The organism is Thermococcus eurythermalis, from assembly GCF_000769655.1.
Taxonomy (GTDB): Archaea; Methanobacteriota_B; Thermococci; order Thermococcales; family Thermococcaceae; genus Thermococcus; species Thermococcus eurythermalis.
Genome location: NZ_CP008887.1, coordinates 1,513,777 through 1,527,424 on the forward strand (window position 1 = coordinate 1,513,777; position 13,648 = coordinate 1,527,424).

A 13,648-nucleotide genomic window follows, 5' to 3' on the forward strand; every position below is an offset into this window, starting at 1 on the left:
GTGAGGGAAAAGAGAAATCACCCAAAGAGGTCAAGGCACACGTTGCATTCCGAGGGATTTATTTCAGGGTCAATTTTTGCATGGAATGAGCAGACATAGCCCTTTCCCAACATTTCTACTGAGATCTCCACGAGCCTCCTGTGTATCTCGTACTCCCCGGGCTTTTTCTCAATAATCTCTTCGGCAAACGAGCGGAGCTCAGCGTCAATGTCTGGAAACTGAGAGATGTCTATTAAAGCCCCCCTATCCATGTGGAGGTAGCGGGAAACGGCAGACTGGGTAATGTGGAGGAGCCTCGCTATCTCGGTCTGCTTCAAGCCTTTCTCGCGGAGGTGTTCTACAAGTCTCCGCCTGAGTGAGGGATAAACATAGCGTGAGGCAACTTCGAAAGCGCTGACCTTCATGGTGGTAACCATGACAGGCGGAATATTTAAGCTTTTTGGGATTTGTTATGACATAAGTCATAACCCTTCTTTAAGTTAAGAAACCGCAACGCTTTTATGAAGATTTTTCCAATAAACAACCGCATATGACACCTGTCATGAATTGGGGGTGTGGGAAATGGCGATAAGAACCCCGGAGAGGTACGGAATGCTCTGCAACCAGTGCTCGATGAGCCTGGCGGGAGGATGCACGATAAGGGGAGTGTGCGGAAAGGACCCGGACCTCAACTCCCTTCAGGAGGCCCTCATCTACGGAATAAAGGGAACCGCAGCTTACTACTATCACGCCCTTGAGGTTGGCTACGACGACCCAAAAATAGGGCACTTTCTGGCTGAAGCGCTTTACTCGACTCTGACCAACGTTAACTTTGACAAGAACCGCTTCCTTGAGCTCATCCTCGAAAACGGAAGGGTTCACCTTGAGGCTATGAAGCTCCTCGATAAGGCCTACGTCGAGACCTTCGGCAGGCCAGAGCCGGTCGAAGTGCCCACCGGAACCGCCGAGGGTCACGGAATACTCGTCACCGGCCACAGCTACAAGGCCCTCTACGAGCTCCTCAGGCAGATCTAGGAGATGGGCCTTGAGGACGAGCTCAAGGTTTACACCCACTCGGAAACGTTTCCGGCTCACGCCTACCCGGAGCTGAGGAAGTTCAAGGCCCTCTACGGCAACTGGGGAGGTTCGTGGCTATACCAGAAGAAGGAGTTCGCCGAGTTCCCGGGCGTTATCCTCGGCACGAGCAACTGTGTCCAGCAGCCAACGAAGGCATATCAGGACAGGATTTTCACAACCGGAATAGCCGGCCTTGAAGGAGTCCCCCACATCGAGGACTACAACTTCGAGCCCCTCATAAAGCGCGCCCTTGAGACGCCAAAGATGGAAAAGAGGGACGACGGCTACATCGTCACCGGTTTCCACCACACCAACGTGCTCCCGCTCATGGATAAGCTCATCGAGCTGATAAACGAGGGCAAGATAAGGCACGTCTTCGTCATAGGTGGCTGTGACGTCCCCAACCCGAAGATGAGCTACTACGAGAAGCTTACCGCGATGGTGCCCAAGGATGCCATAATCCTCTCGGCCGCGTGCGGTAAGTTCCGCTACAACAGGCGCGACTACGGCGAAATCGAGGGAATACCGCGCTTCATGGACTTCGGCCAGTGCAACAACGTCTACTCGATAATCCAGATTGCAGGGGCGCTCGCTAAGGAGCTGGACGTCGGCCTCAACGAGCTCCCGGTCAGCATAGTCCTCAGCTGGATGGAGCAGAAGGCCATAGCGATACTCTACTCACTCCTCTACCTGGGCATTAAGGGCATCTACATCGGACCCAAGGCTCCTGAGTTCTTCACGCCGAACGTCTTCGAGACCCTCGGGAAGAAGTTTGACCTCAGGCTCACCGGTGACCCGGAGGCCGACCTCAGGGACATGCTGAGCAGGGGAATAAAGGTAGAAGAGGGTTCGCCCCTCGCTGAGGAGCTTGATTAACCAAGCTCTTCTTTCTCTAATTTAGCTGTTGGGGCTTGAATTTCCGGCGGTTTCCGGCCCCTGGGAGTCCCTTGATTGCCCTGTTTTGGCGGTTGTAATTTCAAGCTTCTGCAAGACAGTAATCTTCTTTTGATTGCTTTTTCCTTGTTAAAACTTCTAATGGAAAATTTTTAAGGTTTGGATTTATTATCCATCTGAACAACATTGGAGGTGATCCGCTTGGGCTGGAAGAGGGTTCTCGCCTTGGCCCTCGTGTTGCTATTCCTTGGGATGACCGTCAGTGGAGCGAGCGCCGCGGCAAGCTTCGTTAACGCGACGGCGAACAACACAGTAGCGGTTCCATAGGAGTTCAGTCCTGAGAAGAAGCCAGGGGGTGAGGTTCAGCCCCAGGCTGTTCCGGGAATTGTCCTGGTAATAGGCGCAATCCTCGTGGACAATGCGTTAAGTCTTGCTATCGAACATTACGTCTCTCCTGAGGCAGCAATGGCGTATGATGCACTATCCACTATTCTTGCTCCAGATCCAACAGACATCGTTCGCGGTGGGAAATGGGGGATCAAGATACTCGCGAAGGACGGGGACGAAATATCCAGATTTTCAATGGGCATCGTAAAGGACTACCTGGGACGTAAAATAATGGTTAGGGAATTCACGAAAGTCAGCAGAGAAAACGCCAGGTGGGTCGTAAATGAACTGGGCAAGCAGTACCTCGAGGAGATAGGCGAGAAATACGTAAAAAGGCGTGGCATGGACTTTGATGAGGTTGTTGATAGCCTCAAAAGGATCAGGAAGTGGTTAACTAACAAGAATGCATTTAAGGAGGTTATTCGCCGAGACTGGGACGTTGAGAAGCTTGAAGAAGTACTTAACGATGCAAGCAGCGTTAAACACGGAGGGCGCGAGCTTATCAGCAAGATTAATCAGGAATTGGCGAGAGGCCAAATTAAGTCAGGTGCCCTTTATGAGGCAGAGGTCGTCAGCCACCTCAAGAGGAACGGGTGGACGATAAGGGAAGTCGAGAAGAGGGTGATAACATCAATTGATAAAAACACCGAGATTGACATAATTGCGGAGAAGGGGTCGGAGACCGTGCTGATAGAGTGCAAGAGAAACGCACATAAAATAAGCGAGGAACAGCTTGCAAAGTACGCTGAGTACGCCATCAATAGGGGAATCAGAAAGATTGAGGTGTACTATGCCGGAGGCATTGAGAACATAAGGGACTACTATTACTACACCCAGTACCTGCCAAAGGAAATAAAGTCCCGGTTTGGTGTGGACGTTGAAGTGCGTTACCTAGCCTCGGAATTCGACTGAACATGTTTCTTTATTTTCATTATGTAATGAATCATGGGGGGAGTGAAATGGGGACTACTTATTATACCGTTGCCGTGTTTGATAAATCCTGGAAGGAAGTGCTTGATAAGCTCTCGCGCGAGTTCAAGTACACTCGTGAACTCGCGTACCAGCGGGAAAGACGAGAAGAGCACCTGAAGTTCATCTTTGATATGAGGGGATTTAGGCTGGTTGCAGTGGGAGAACTGCACTACGAGCTGAAAACCACTGAGGGAGATTCCTTTGACTGGCTTGAGGTTGAAACGTACTCAAAGGAGAACATGACGCTCCTCCAGATTGGAGTCTCCACCGGCAGGTGGCTGTTCGTCCTGAGCCCCGAACTTATGAAGTTCCTCGGAAAGCTGATGAGGGTTGGGGCGGTCCTCATCTGTGGTTACACGGACGACCACGACCTCAGAGATGCAGGCTTTGAAGAAAACAACCAGTTTCTTTTCTACGAATGGTTAGTTGAGACTGTGAAAAGGAAAAAGCTTGAAATCGTTCCTTCGGACGTTACCATAGTGAAGAAAGAACTCTTAGACTTGGAGGACGGTCTCTACGAGCTGATTGAAAGACCCGGAAGGGAGGAGGAAGAGTATGTCCTAATCAAGAGATTGGATAGTTATAAAATACTTGTTTCAGTAAGAGAAAGCGATTTAACCGATGAAGAGAGCTACCGAGAGCTAATTGAAGACAAAGCATGGTTCGGCGGAGACATAACCACATTGATCTTCAAGCGTATTGGAAAGAAAATTAAAAACGAATTCTTAATCAAGAGGGCCGAGGAATACTTTAAAGCTCAAACGGGGGCTGAACTATATTGAGCGGGCAACGGCCTCGCCAAAGTCTAGTGGCTTTAAGAATTAACAAAAATAAATCCATCGTAGGTTGAGATTACTAAAAAACAAATAAACCTCAATGGAAATGTTTTGAACTGAACTATCTACCTTCTTCCAGCCCTTTCAGTTCTTCCATCATTTCCCTGAACTTCTCGTCGCTCATCCCAATGAGCTTCTTTGCCCCCCTCAGGGTTATCGTCCTCGCGAGGGTTTTCCTCATCACGGGGTTCTCAAGGGGCGAGAAGCCGTACTTCACCAGTATTTTGATGGATTCAGGATAGGCCTTTAGGAGCTTGCCCACGTTGGTTTCCTCCGTTATTTCGTCCAGCTTATCGTCGCACTCCTTGACTTCCATCGTAAGCTCCTTGGAGTTCTCGGTCTTGGTTATCCTGAGCACGAATGACCCGCCAACTTCTTTCAGTTCAACCCGATAACCGGCTTCCTCAAGCTTTCCCAGCATGTCAACGAAGGGCTTATCGCCTATGACCTCAAGCGTTTCCCCCACTTGGAGCTTTCCAAGGCTTTCTATTATCATAAGCGCCGGCTGGGGTGCCTTCAATCCACGAACGTCAAGCATCATTTTTCATCACCGCTCCCAATTATGACATGCGGCATATAAAGGTTATTGGGCAAATTTGCCCAGAAACGCTTAAAAGTACTCAATATGACACTCGTCATGAAGGTGGTAAAGATGACTGAGTTGTTGAACAATCGCGAATACAAGAAGGAGCAGCTGAAGAAGCTTCTCCTTAGAATCCACGAGGGCGAGGACGTGAATAAACTCAAGGAAGAATTCCGCAGGGTTTTGAGCGGTATATCTCCCCTTGAGATTCCAATCATAGAGCAGGAGCTCGTGAAGGAAGGCGTTTCCGCCAAGGACATAGCGAAGATGTGCGACCTCCACGTTGAGCTGTTCAGGGAAGCGGTTGCCGGAACGGAGGAGCTTGAGGAGAAAGACCTGCCCGACGAACACCCGCTCAAGACGCTCTACCTCGAGAACAAGGAGATAATGAAGGACTCCGAGATGCTCAACCTCTACGCGAGGACTTTGGCAACAACCAAGGACGAACGCATGAGGGAGGAAATCCTCGGTGTCCTGGAGGAGATAGTGGGCAACCTCAGGAAGGTCGGCTTCACCCACTACAACCGGGAGGAGATGCTCACCTTCCCCTACATCGAGCGGAGGGGTCTGACAGCAATAGCTACCGTCCTCTGGACGAAGCACGACGAAATCAGGTTTATGGTAAAGAGGCTTGCCGAGCTTTTGAGGAAGAGGAATGAGATGCCCTGGGAGGAGTTCGTTGAGCGCTTTAAGGAAAAGGCGGGCGAGGCTTCGTTCGCGCTGAGCGACATGGTCTTCAGGGAGAACAACATCTACTACCCCACATTAAAGGCCCTGCTGAGCGATGGGGAGTGGAAGGCAATAAGGATGCAGGAGGACGAGATTGGCTACTACAAGGTCAACCCTCCAGCCTGGGACCCCGGGGAGGACGTTAAACCGCTCCACCCCTGGGAGATCGACCCAGAGCTGAGTGTCGAGGAACTTTTGAACCTTCCAAAGGAAGTTCAGCAGGCATTGAGGGGCCAGCCGTTGGAGTTCGACAGGTCAGAACTCGAACGCGAGGGAGACATAGACCTTGGAACCGGCTATGTGAGCATTGAGGAACTAAAGGCGATATTCGAGGCCCTTCCGGTGGACGTGACCTTTATAGACAGGGACGACCGCGTTCGTTTCTTCTCGCCGGGCGAGAGAATATTCGCCAGGACCCCATCGGTGCTCGGAAGGCCCGTCCAGCTCTGCCATCCCCCGAAGAGCGTCCATATAGTGAACAAAATCCTCAAGGCCTTCAAGGAGGGCAGGAAGAAGGAGGCAGCCTTCTGGCTCCGGCTCGGGCCGAAGTACGTTTACATAAAATACGTGCCCCTCTTTGACGAGGAGGGCAACTATCTAGGAACCCTTGAAATGACTATGGACATCGCCCCCTACAAGGAGATAGACGGTGAGAAGAGGTTGCTCGACTGGAGGGATTGACACGTTTGTAGTTAATGGGGAAAGCTTGGAAAACATGGGCATCTGTCACGCCAGGTTCCTCGTGGTGAAGCTTGGGTGGGGGAAGGTGTTTTAACGTTAAATAGGGGAGAAGTTATGGGGGTATGTACATGAGAGGAAACCCTGAAATTTTCAAAAGGCGTGTGGAGCGCTTTCAGGAGCTCCTTAGGGAGAACGGCATAGACGGGGCAGTGATAAGGACGCTCTCAAGCTTCATTTACTTCACGGGGACGAAGTGGTTGAGGCCAAGCCTTCTCATCCCCGCGGAGGGAGAACCAATTGTTTATGTGGTCAAGGGCGAAGCAGAGCTTTTCAGGAAGAGAAGCTGGATAGAGAACGTCGTGGAGTTCCAGCGCGTTGAGGAGCTGATGGCCGGCATCGTGGGCTGGATACGCGGGAACGGTATGAAGAAGGTCGGCCTTGAGTTCGGAGTGGAGCGCGATGCTTACCTGATATTCTACAAAATCTTCCAGAGGCTCAATCCAACTGTGGAAATAGTGGACGTCCTTGACCTCACGATGGGCCTCAGGATGATAAAAGAGGACTGGGAGCTGGACAACATAAGGAAGGCCGGGAAGATCGCGAAGAAAGGGATGAATGTCGCTGAAGAAGTCATAAAGCCCGGCAAGAGCGAGCTTGAGATAGCGGCTGAGGTCGTGAGGGAGCTCATGCTCAATGGGAGTGAAGACCCCAAGGTCTACGTTTCAACGACGCCCAGGGCACACGCCGAGCCTTTTCGCGACCTCAGGGTTCCGGAAAACGGCGTCGTTACCGTCGTCATTGGGGCCGACTGGAACAGCTATTACGCCAACATGGCGAGGACGTTCGTCGTTGGGGAGCCGGGCGAGAGAGTGAGAAAGGCTATCGAGGTCAAGGAAGAGGCCCGCAGGATTGCGCTTGAGGAGACAAGGGTTGGCGTTGCCCTAAACGCCGTCGAGAAGAAGCTCGCGAACTTCTTCAAGGAGAAGGGGTTTGGGGACACCTACCTGGCCGGCTACACTCACGGCGTTGGTCTCCTAATCGAGGAGCCACCGATAACCACGATAGTCGTCCCCCAGAGGGCCGTTAGGGTTCAGGAAAACATGGTACTGAGCATAATACACCCGCCCCTCATGATTCCGGAGGGCGCGATAAAGCACGAGGACACCTATATCGTCAAAAAGAATGGACTTGAGAGGGTGACCTGAGGGACATTCTCTGTCCATTTTTCTCCTGCAGGTTCCGGCACCGTACGCCGATGTGGCCCAAATTTTGCAAAGGCACACATTACCCCCCGCTTCTTTATAAACCCTGGTTTTTCTTTTTTGCCTGCCGAGTTTGATTAGGTTGGCCTAATTATCACTTATTTTAACTTCAAAGGTTACTTTTACAAATAGAAAGACTTTTAAGGTGCCCTAATTCATATTGCCACGTTGTTAGGAGAGCCTAACTACAATCGCCAGCCCTGTACAGGAGGTGGTTCGATGCGGCTGGACGAAGTTCCCGTCGGTTCGACCGTCAGGGTAAGGAAGCTCTGCGGGGGCCCGATACTGAAGTTCATGGAGATGGGGGTGCTCCCAGGAACTGAAGTGAGGGTTCTCAAGAAGGCGCCGCTCGGTGACCCGATAGAGGTGGAGCTCCGGGGCTACCGTCTGTCGCTCAGGAAGGAGGAAGCGGAGTGCCTGGAGGTGGTTCCCTGTGGTTCCCCTTAACTTTATCGAGCCGGGGAGGCGCGTCAGGCTCATCAGGGTCTGGGGGAGGGGAATATCCGAAAGGCTCGCCGAGATGGGCCTCCACCCAGGAAGCGACCTCAGAGTGGTAAGAAACAGCTTCTCCGGCCCCCTCGTTGTCGAGGTCAAGGGCGTTCAGGTGGCGCTCGGCGGGGGCGTTTCCTCAAGAATCTACGTTGAGGTGATCGGGGAATGAAGGAAGTCACGATAGCGATAATAGGCAATCCCAACGTCGGAAAAACGACAGTCTTCAACGCTCTGACCGGGATGAGGCACAAGGTGGCCAACTGGCCCGGTGTCACGGTGGAGAAGAGGGAGGGCCACTTCACCCACGGAGGGGTTGAGTTTCACATCGTTGACCTGCCCGGGGTCTACAGCCTCTCCGCCCGCTCCGTTGACGAAAGGATTGCGAGGAACTTCATACTCAAAGAGAGGCCTTCCCTGATAATCGACGTTGTGGACGCATCAAACCTCGAAAGAAACCTCTACCTCCTTCTTCAGATCCTTGAGATGGGTGTGCCCGTGGTCGTGGCACTCAACAAGATGGATTCCGCTGAGGAGAAGGGGCTGAAGATAGACCCCAAAAGGTTGGGGGAGAGGCTCAGCATTCCGGTTGTCCCGCTCGTGGCCACGAGGGGCGAAGGGATTGAGGAGCTGAAGGACGCGGTTTTGGAGTCATGCCGGGATGGTAAAAGGCCCGAACCGCCGGAATACCCCGGTTTCGATGGGCATGTGAGGCGCCTGTCGGAGCTCCTCAACGGAAAGGTGGAAAACCCCACTTTGATCGCGTTAAGGCTCCTTGAGGACGATGATGAAGTCAGGGAAATTGTGAAGGAAAGGGCGCCGGAGGCGCTCGATGAGTACAGGAAAATTCTGAGGGAAGAGGGTAAAACGGAGGAGGAGCTCCTGCTCGCGCTTGCGGACGCGCGCTACCGGCTCGCGGCGGAGATTGCAGGGTATGCCATCCTTGAGAGAATGGAGCGAATGACGGTCTCGGATATGCTCGATGAGGTATTCCTCCACAGGTGGCTCGGGATACCAGTCTTCGTCGCCCTTGTGTGGATGGCGTTCAAGTTCGCCTTCGACATAGCCGGGCCCTTTGTGGATGCTGTCGATGCGCTGTTCGCATGGCTCGGGGAGGTTGCCGGAGAGCACATAGGCAACGAAATGCTATCCTCGCTCGTGGCCGATGGAATAATAGCCGGCGTTGGGAGCGTCCTCGTTTTCGTCCCCCAGATAGCCTTCCTGTTCCTTGCCTTCGCGTGGCTTGAGGACTCCGGCTATATGGCGAGGGCCGCTTTTGTGATGGACAGGGTCATGAAGAAGTTCGGACTTCACGGCAAGTCCCTGATACCTCTGCTCCTCGGCTTCAGCTGCAACGTTCCGGCGATAATGGCCACGAGGACCATCGAGGACGAGAAGGACAGAATCCTCACCGTGCTCGTCAATCCGCTTATGTCCTGCTCCGCGAGACTTCCGGTCTACGCCCTCTTCGCAGGTGCATTCTTCGCGGGCAGGGAGGGCAGCGTTGTCACCGCGATGTACTTCCTCGGGATAGCCCTTGCGCTCGTGATGGCTTGGCTCTTCAGGAGGGTCATTTTCGGTGGCGAGTCCTCCTACTTCGTCATGGAACTCCCGCCCTACAACCGGCCCAACTGGGGCTTAATTCTCGGGGTGACATGGGAGAGAACAAAGAAGTTCCTCGCCAAGGCAGGCACGGTAATCTTCGGCACGGTCGTCCTGATATGGCTCCTGAGCGTTTTCGGGCCCGGCGGCTACATCGGGCCGGAGGCCTTTGAGAGCGGGGAGGCGCTCTCGAAGTCATGGGTGGCCTGGATTGGCCGCGCCCTTGAGCCGCTCTTCAGCCCCCTTGGATGGAACTGGAAGGCCGTGGTCGGCCTCGTCTTCGGACTCCTTGCCAAGGAGGTGGTCGTGGGAACCCTTGGCATCCTCCACGGGGTCGGCGAGGAGGGCCTCGGGGAGGTGCTTGCCGCGAGCGGTGACTTCACTCCCGTTTCGGCCTTCGCGTACATGGCCTTCGTTTTGATTTACGTGCCCTGCATAGCCACCATTGGAGCAATAAAGGGCGAGATAGGCGGCAAATGGGCGGCCTTTGCGGTGGCCTACGGGATAGTGCTGGCCTACGCAGTTGCCCTTCTTATAGTTGCGGGGGGTGCTCTGATATGAACACGAAGAACACCGGAATAACGTGTGCCGTACTTGGCACCACATTCCTGCTCGCGGGGGTTGCTGAGATGCTGGCCTTCGCAGGGGCTGTTACTTCAGAGGCCCCCACCCTCAGCGGGGACTTTTTCACCGGCTTTGTCCTGCTGACGATAGGGGCCGTCTTTCTGACCGGTGTCCCAAAGGCCCGGAAGGGGGAGAGCAGGAGCGTTGCCTACCTCTACTCCGGCCTGCTCCTCGGTCTCGGTCTCCTCGCGGTGGGTGCCTTTTACACCCTCGCCGATTTCGTCGGCACCGCCGTGGTTGAGGGCCAGCCATGGAGCCCCCGTGTGCCGCTCTACCTGCTGCTCGGCGTTGTTTCGGGCCTAATCTACATCCCCGTTAGAAAGGGGGTGAGGGAATGGACTGGATAAAGACCCACCACAGGGCCCTCTCCCCCCTGCGGCCCTTTTTCAGGGACGTGGACGTCTCGGTTCCCAGGCTCTACCGGAACAGGAAGGGGTTCCTCTACGTCCACGTCCCGTTCTGCACCGGCAACTGCACGTTCTGCATCCTCTACCGGGAGAGGCCAACGGTACCCTATGAGAGGTACGTGAACGCCCTCCTCAGGGAGCTCCGGAACTGTCACTCCTTCAAACCGGTGGTGGTGTACTTCGGTGGGGGCACACCGACCCTCCTTCCCGCGAAGGGGTTCGGGGAGATACTCGACGAAGTCACCTCCAGGACATCGCCGGGGGAAGTCACCGTGGAGAGCACAGTGTCCGAGTTTGACGAGGAGAAGGCCAGGGCCCTCTCGGAGCTTGGGGTGAACAGGATAAGCTTTGGCATCCAGACGTTTGAGGGGCGGAAAAGGGCACTCCTCGGCAGACGTTCCGGGGCGGAGGAGGCCTTTAAAAAGCTCAAACTCGCGATGGAGTACTTTGACGTTGTATCAGTAGACCTCCTCTACGACCTCCCCTTCGGAAATACCCTCTTAGAGGACGTTGAAACAGTCATAAAGCTCGATATCGACGGGCTCTCGATATACCCCCTTGAGCACACGCCACTGACGGCCAAATACCCCCACCCCTCCGTGGAGGAGAACCTGAGGGACTTTCTGTCCGCGGTAACGTTCCTGTACGAGCACGGCTACCGGCACCTCTCGATGAACCACTTCACGAACGGGAGGGACGGTTTCCTCTACTCTGTAACGTTCACGAGGCCTGAGGTGCCCCTCCTCGGTATCGGGCCCGGAGCGGGAGGCCACGTAATGGGGCACCGCATCTTTCATTCTCCGGGAGTGGGGAGGTACCTCTCGAATCCCTACTCGGTGAAGGCGGTTCTTTCCGGGGCTTTCGACTTTGAGCGGTTTGTATCGCGGCTTTTCGAGGGGAGGCTTACCTTTGACACCTTCAGGCTGGAGGACTTCCCCTCGCTGGCCATCGCGGAGGAAAGGGGATGGGTCGAGGTAAGGGGCAAAACCGCCCTTTTAACGCCCCTCGGCCTCTTCTGGGCGAACACCCTCGCCTACCTGATGTGCCTCGACTACGTCCGTACGAGGCTCGAAGCGGCGCTCGGTGAGGCTGAAGTCGGGGGTGAAGCGGCGTGAGGGTTAGGGCACACCTCTCGGTCCTCCTAATCTCCCTCCTGATCGCGGGCTCCTTCGGGTGCATCGGGGGCGGCAACGGAGGAAAAAACGCGTCCCTGGTCGACATGGCAGGCAGGAACGTCAGCGTGGAGTTGCCCGTGAAACGTGCGGTAGTTCTGCCCTCGACGGCCCTTGAGATTGTCCACATACTCGGTGCCGATGAACAGGTTGCTGGCGTATCCAGTGCGGTCGATTCCAACGGGCTTATCCCCGAAGACCTGAAAAGACTGCCCCGCGTGGCCCGCCCTGTAGAGATAGACAACTGGGAAAAGGTCCTCGAACTGGGACCGGATGTAATAGTATCGGTCCGCATCGAAGGCGTTCACAGACCGGAGGAGCTGGAGAGAAAGGCTATGAACCACGGAATCCCCGTGGTTTTCCTGAGGGAGGGCTCCATTGACGACATCCCCGGGTCCGTTGAGCTCCTTGGAAAGCTGTTCGGAAGGGAAGAAAATGCGAGGGAGTTCACGGGCTACTTCCGGGAGCAGGTCGGGGCGGTTCAAAAGATAGCTGCCGGAATCAGAGAGAGGAGGAAGGTGCTCATCGTTCAGTCCATAATGGGCAAACTGTACATCGTGAACGGGAACGATATCCTTGCAGACGTTGTAAGGCTCGTTGGTGCCGATTACGCCGCCAGCATCAGCGTCGGTGGGAGGATGCCCGTTAGGGTATTGACGGATAGGGAAAGGCTGGTGAGCGAATACCGGGATGTGGACGTCCTCATCCTCGCCAGCAGCCCGATGACAAAGCCAGAAGAGGTGGAGAAACTCAGGGAGCGCATACTCAAGGACGAGGTGTGGAGGGGCATGAAGGCCGTCAAAAACGGCAGGGTCGTCTTCCTGAGGGGCGACCTCGGGAGGGGCTCCTACTTCCGCTGGGGCCCGAGGATGGCCGTGGGGATGTGGCAGCTGGGGAAGGCGGTCTATCCGGAGGAATACCCGGACTGGAAGGGAAAGGAAAGAGAGTTCCTCGAAAGGTTTTTTGGAGGTGGTTGAATGCAGAGCCTCAGGAACATGAACCGGGCTGGAGGCATTCCCCTCGCAGGGCTCCTGCTCGCCCTGCCAGCCATCTCGCTCCTCGCGGGGGCATTCGCGGGGACATACAAAACCAGCCCCTTCCACCTCGACCCCCTCGGCAGGGCCATAATCCTTAACGTCCGGCTTCCGAGAACCCTGATGGCAGTCTCGGCGGGAGTCGGCCTGAGCCTTGCGGGGATGACGTTCCAGGCGATATTCAAGAACCCGCTCGTTGAGGGCTCGCTCCTGGGCGTCAGCTCCGGTGCGGCCTTCGGTGCTGCCATTGGCTTCGCTTTCCTGCCACACATAGGGATAACCCCTCTTGCCCTCGCCTTTGGCCTCCTGGCCGTTTTCCTTGCCTATTCCCTCGCCAGGGCCTGTGGAAAAGCGTCGCCGGTCTCCCTGATACTCGGGGGAGTCATCGTCTCGTCCCTCTTTTCCGCGGCCCTGTCAGTACTCCTCGTCCTGCTCCCTGACGAAGGGCTCTCGGGCATAGTTGTGTGGATGATGGGGAGTTTCTCCGGGTCGGAGTGGTGGATGGTCGCCTACTCCCTGCCCGCGGTCGCAGCGGCCTCCCTGGTTCTGTACCTCCTGTCCTTCAGGCTCGACGTCATGAGCCTTGGTGAGGAGGCGGAGTTCCTCGGGGTCAACCTCCAGAGGTGGAGGGCCATCTTCGTTTTCCTCGCCTCGGCGATGGTGGCCTGCGTGGTTGCCTTTGCAGGTATAATCGGCTGGGTCGGTCTGATAGTCCCCCACGTCGCGAGGATGCTCGTCGGGCCGGAGCACGGGAGGCTCGTCCCGGCAGTCGCTTCAATAGGTGTTACCACAACCGTGGCCGCGGACGTTTTCGTCAGGATTCTGCCCTTCGACCTCCCCGTCGGCGTTGTGATGACGCTGTTCGGGGTTCCGTTCTTCGCGTACCTGCTCAAGAAAACGGGCGGAGGGTGGAGTTAGGG

Annotated in this window: 14 protein-coding genes and 1 pseudogene; 13 read left to right on the plus strand and 2 right to left on the minus strand. The window is 55.2% G+C overall.

The genetic code is table 11. The features are described 5' to 3' along the window. Positions 1 to 17: 17 nt before the first annotated feature. The gene (locus TEU_RS08160; protein WP_050003309.1) at positions 18 to 404 is read right to left on the minus strand and encodes a transcriptional regulator; all 387 of its coding nucleotides are present in this window, start codon (positions 402 to 404) and stop codon (positions 18 to 20) included. Between the two features lie 187 nt (positions 405 to 591). Here TEU_RS08160 and hcp point away from each other — a divergent pair. From hcp to TEU_RS08175, 4 genes and pseudogenes are all read left to right on the plus strand, one after another. Further along, a pseudogene (hcp, locus tag TEU_RS08165) lies at positions 592 to 1,932 on the plus strand (hydroxylamine reductase). Positions 1,933 to 2,142: 210 nt separating this feature from the next. Continuing rightward, positions 2,143 to 2,277 (plus strand): hypothetical protein, encoded by a 135-nt coding sequence (locus tag TEU_RS11990; protein ID WP_265100823.1) that lies wholly within the window; start codon positions 2,143 to 2,145, stop codon positions 2,275 to 2,277. 84 nt (positions 2,278 to 2,361) lie between these two features. Then, a complete protein-coding gene (locus TEU_RS08170) occupies positions 2,362 to 3,249 on the plus strand; it encodes a YraN family protein (protein ID WP_144244837.1) in 888 nt (295 codons plus the stop codon). Positions 3,250 to 3,296: 47 nt separating this feature from the next. Continuing rightward, positions 3,297 to 4,091 (plus strand): hypothetical protein, encoded by a 795-nt coding sequence (locus TEU_RS08175; protein WP_050003311.1) that lies wholly within the window; start codon positions 3,297 to 3,299, stop codon positions 4,089 to 4,091. A gap of 115 nt (positions 4,092 to 4,206) precedes the next feature. Here TEU_RS08175 and TEU_RS08180 read toward each other — a convergent pair whose 3' ends face one another. Next, entirely contained in the window at positions 4,207 to 4,686 is a 480-nt protein-coding gene (locus TEU_RS08180; protein WP_050003312.1) for a DUF1858 domain-containing protein, read from the minus strand. A gap of 111 nt (positions 4,687 to 4,797) precedes the next feature. Between TEU_RS08180 and TEU_RS08185 the strand changes: the two genes are divergently transcribed. From TEU_RS08185 to TEU_RS08225, 9 genes are all read left to right on the plus strand, one after another. After that, positions 4,798 to 6,138 (plus strand): DUF438 domain-containing protein, encoded by a 1,341-nt coding sequence (locus TEU_RS08185; RefSeq protein WP_050003313.1) that lies wholly within the window; start codon positions 4,798 to 4,800, stop codon positions 6,136 to 6,138. Positions 6,139 to 6,266: 128 nt separating this feature from the next. After that, positions 6,267 to 7,343 carry a M24 family metallopeptidase gene (locus tag TEU_RS08190; protein ID WP_050003314.1) on the plus strand — a complete coding sequence of 359 codons (1,077 nt, stop codon included), beginning with the start codon at positions 6,267 to 6,269 and terminating at the stop codon, positions 7,341 to 7,343. 276 nt (positions 7,344 to 7,619) lie between these two features. Then, the gene (locus tag TEU_RS08195; protein WP_050003315.1) at positions 7,620 to 7,847 is read left to right on the plus strand and encodes a FeoA family protein; all 228 of its coding nucleotides are present in this window, start codon (positions 7,620 to 7,622) and stop codon (positions 7,845 to 7,847) included. Further along, positions 7,834 to 8,061: a FeoA family protein gene (locus tag TEU_RS08200; RefSeq protein WP_050003316.1), complete on the plus strand. Its 228-nt coding sequence runs from the start codon at positions 7,834 to 7,836 to the stop codon at positions 8,059 to 8,061. The genes TEU_RS08195 and TEU_RS08200 overlap by 14 nt, the downstream gene beginning before the upstream one ends. Continuing rightward, a complete protein-coding gene (gene feoB / locus TEU_RS08205) occupies positions 8,058 to 10,052 on the plus strand; it encodes a ferrous iron transport protein B (RefSeq protein WP_050003317.1) in 1,995 nt (664 codons plus the stop codon). Before TEU_RS08200 ends, feoB begins: the two co-directional genes overlap by 4 nt. Beyond that, the gene (locus tag TEU_RS08210) at positions 10,049 to 10,462 is read left to right on the plus strand and encodes a hypothetical protein (protein ID WP_050003318.1); all 414 of its coding nucleotides are present in this window, start codon (positions 10,049 to 10,051) and stop codon (positions 10,460 to 10,462) included. Before feoB ends, TEU_RS08210 begins: the two co-directional genes overlap by 4 nt. Next, complete coding sequence (locus tag TEU_RS08215; protein WP_050003319.1) at positions 10,450 to 11,637, plus strand: coproporphyrinogen-III oxidase family protein; 1,188 nt, start codon at positions 10,450 to 10,452, stop codon at positions 11,635 to 11,637. The genes TEU_RS08210 and TEU_RS08215 overlap by 13 nt, the downstream gene beginning before the upstream one ends. Next, positions 11,634 to 12,671: an ABC transporter substrate-binding protein gene (locus TEU_RS08220; RefSeq protein WP_050003320.1), complete on the plus strand. Its 1,038-nt coding sequence runs from the start codon at positions 11,634 to 11,636 to the stop codon at positions 12,669 to 12,671. Before TEU_RS08215 ends, TEU_RS08220 begins: the two co-directional genes overlap by 4 nt. Continuing rightward, a complete protein-coding gene (locus TEU_RS08225; RefSeq protein WP_227738691.1) occupies positions 12,672 to 13,646 on the plus strand; it encodes a FecCD family ABC transporter permease in 975 nt (324 codons plus the stop codon). The last annotated feature ends 2 nt before the right edge of the window (positions 13,647 to 13,648 follow it).

Coding starts and splice junctions, on each gene's coding strand:
- TEU_RS08160 (WP_050003309.1), bottom strand. CDS start 404: ATGAAGGTCAGCGCTTTCGAAGTTGCCTCACGCTATGTTTATCCCTCA.
- TEU_RS08175 (WP_050003311.1), top strand. CDS start 3,297: ATGGGGACTACTTATTATACCGTTGCCGTGTTTGATAAATCCTGGAAG.
- TEU_RS08180 (WP_050003312.1), bottom strand. CDS start 4,686: ATGATGCTTGACGTTCGTGGATTGAAGGCACCCCAGCCGGCGCTTATG.
- TEU_RS08185 (WP_050003313.1), top strand. CDS start 4,798: ATGACTGAGTTGTTGAACAATCGCGAATACAAGAAGGAGCAGCTGAAG.
- TEU_RS08190 (WP_050003314.1), top strand. CDS start 6,267: ATGAGAGGAAACCCTGAAATTTTCAAAAGGCGTGTGGAGCGCTTTCAG.
- TEU_RS08195 (WP_050003315.1), top strand. CDS start 7,620: ATGCGGCTGGACGAAGTTCCCGTCGGTTCGACCGTCAGGGTAAGGAAG.
- feoB (WP_050003317.1), top strand. CDS start 8,058: ATGAAGGAAGTCACGATAGCGATAATAGGCAATCCCAACGTCGGAAAA.
- TEU_RS08210 (WP_050003318.1), top strand. CDS start 10,049: ATGAACACGAAGAACACCGGAATAACGTGTGCCGTACTTGGCACCACA.
- TEU_RS08215 (WP_050003319.1), top strand. CDS start 10,450: ATGGACTGGATAAAGACCCACCACAGGGCCCTCTCCCCCCTGCGGCCC.
- TEU_RS08225 (WP_227738691.1), top strand. CDS start 12,672: ATGCAGAGCCTCAGGAACATGAACCGGGCTGGAGGCATTCCCCTCGCA.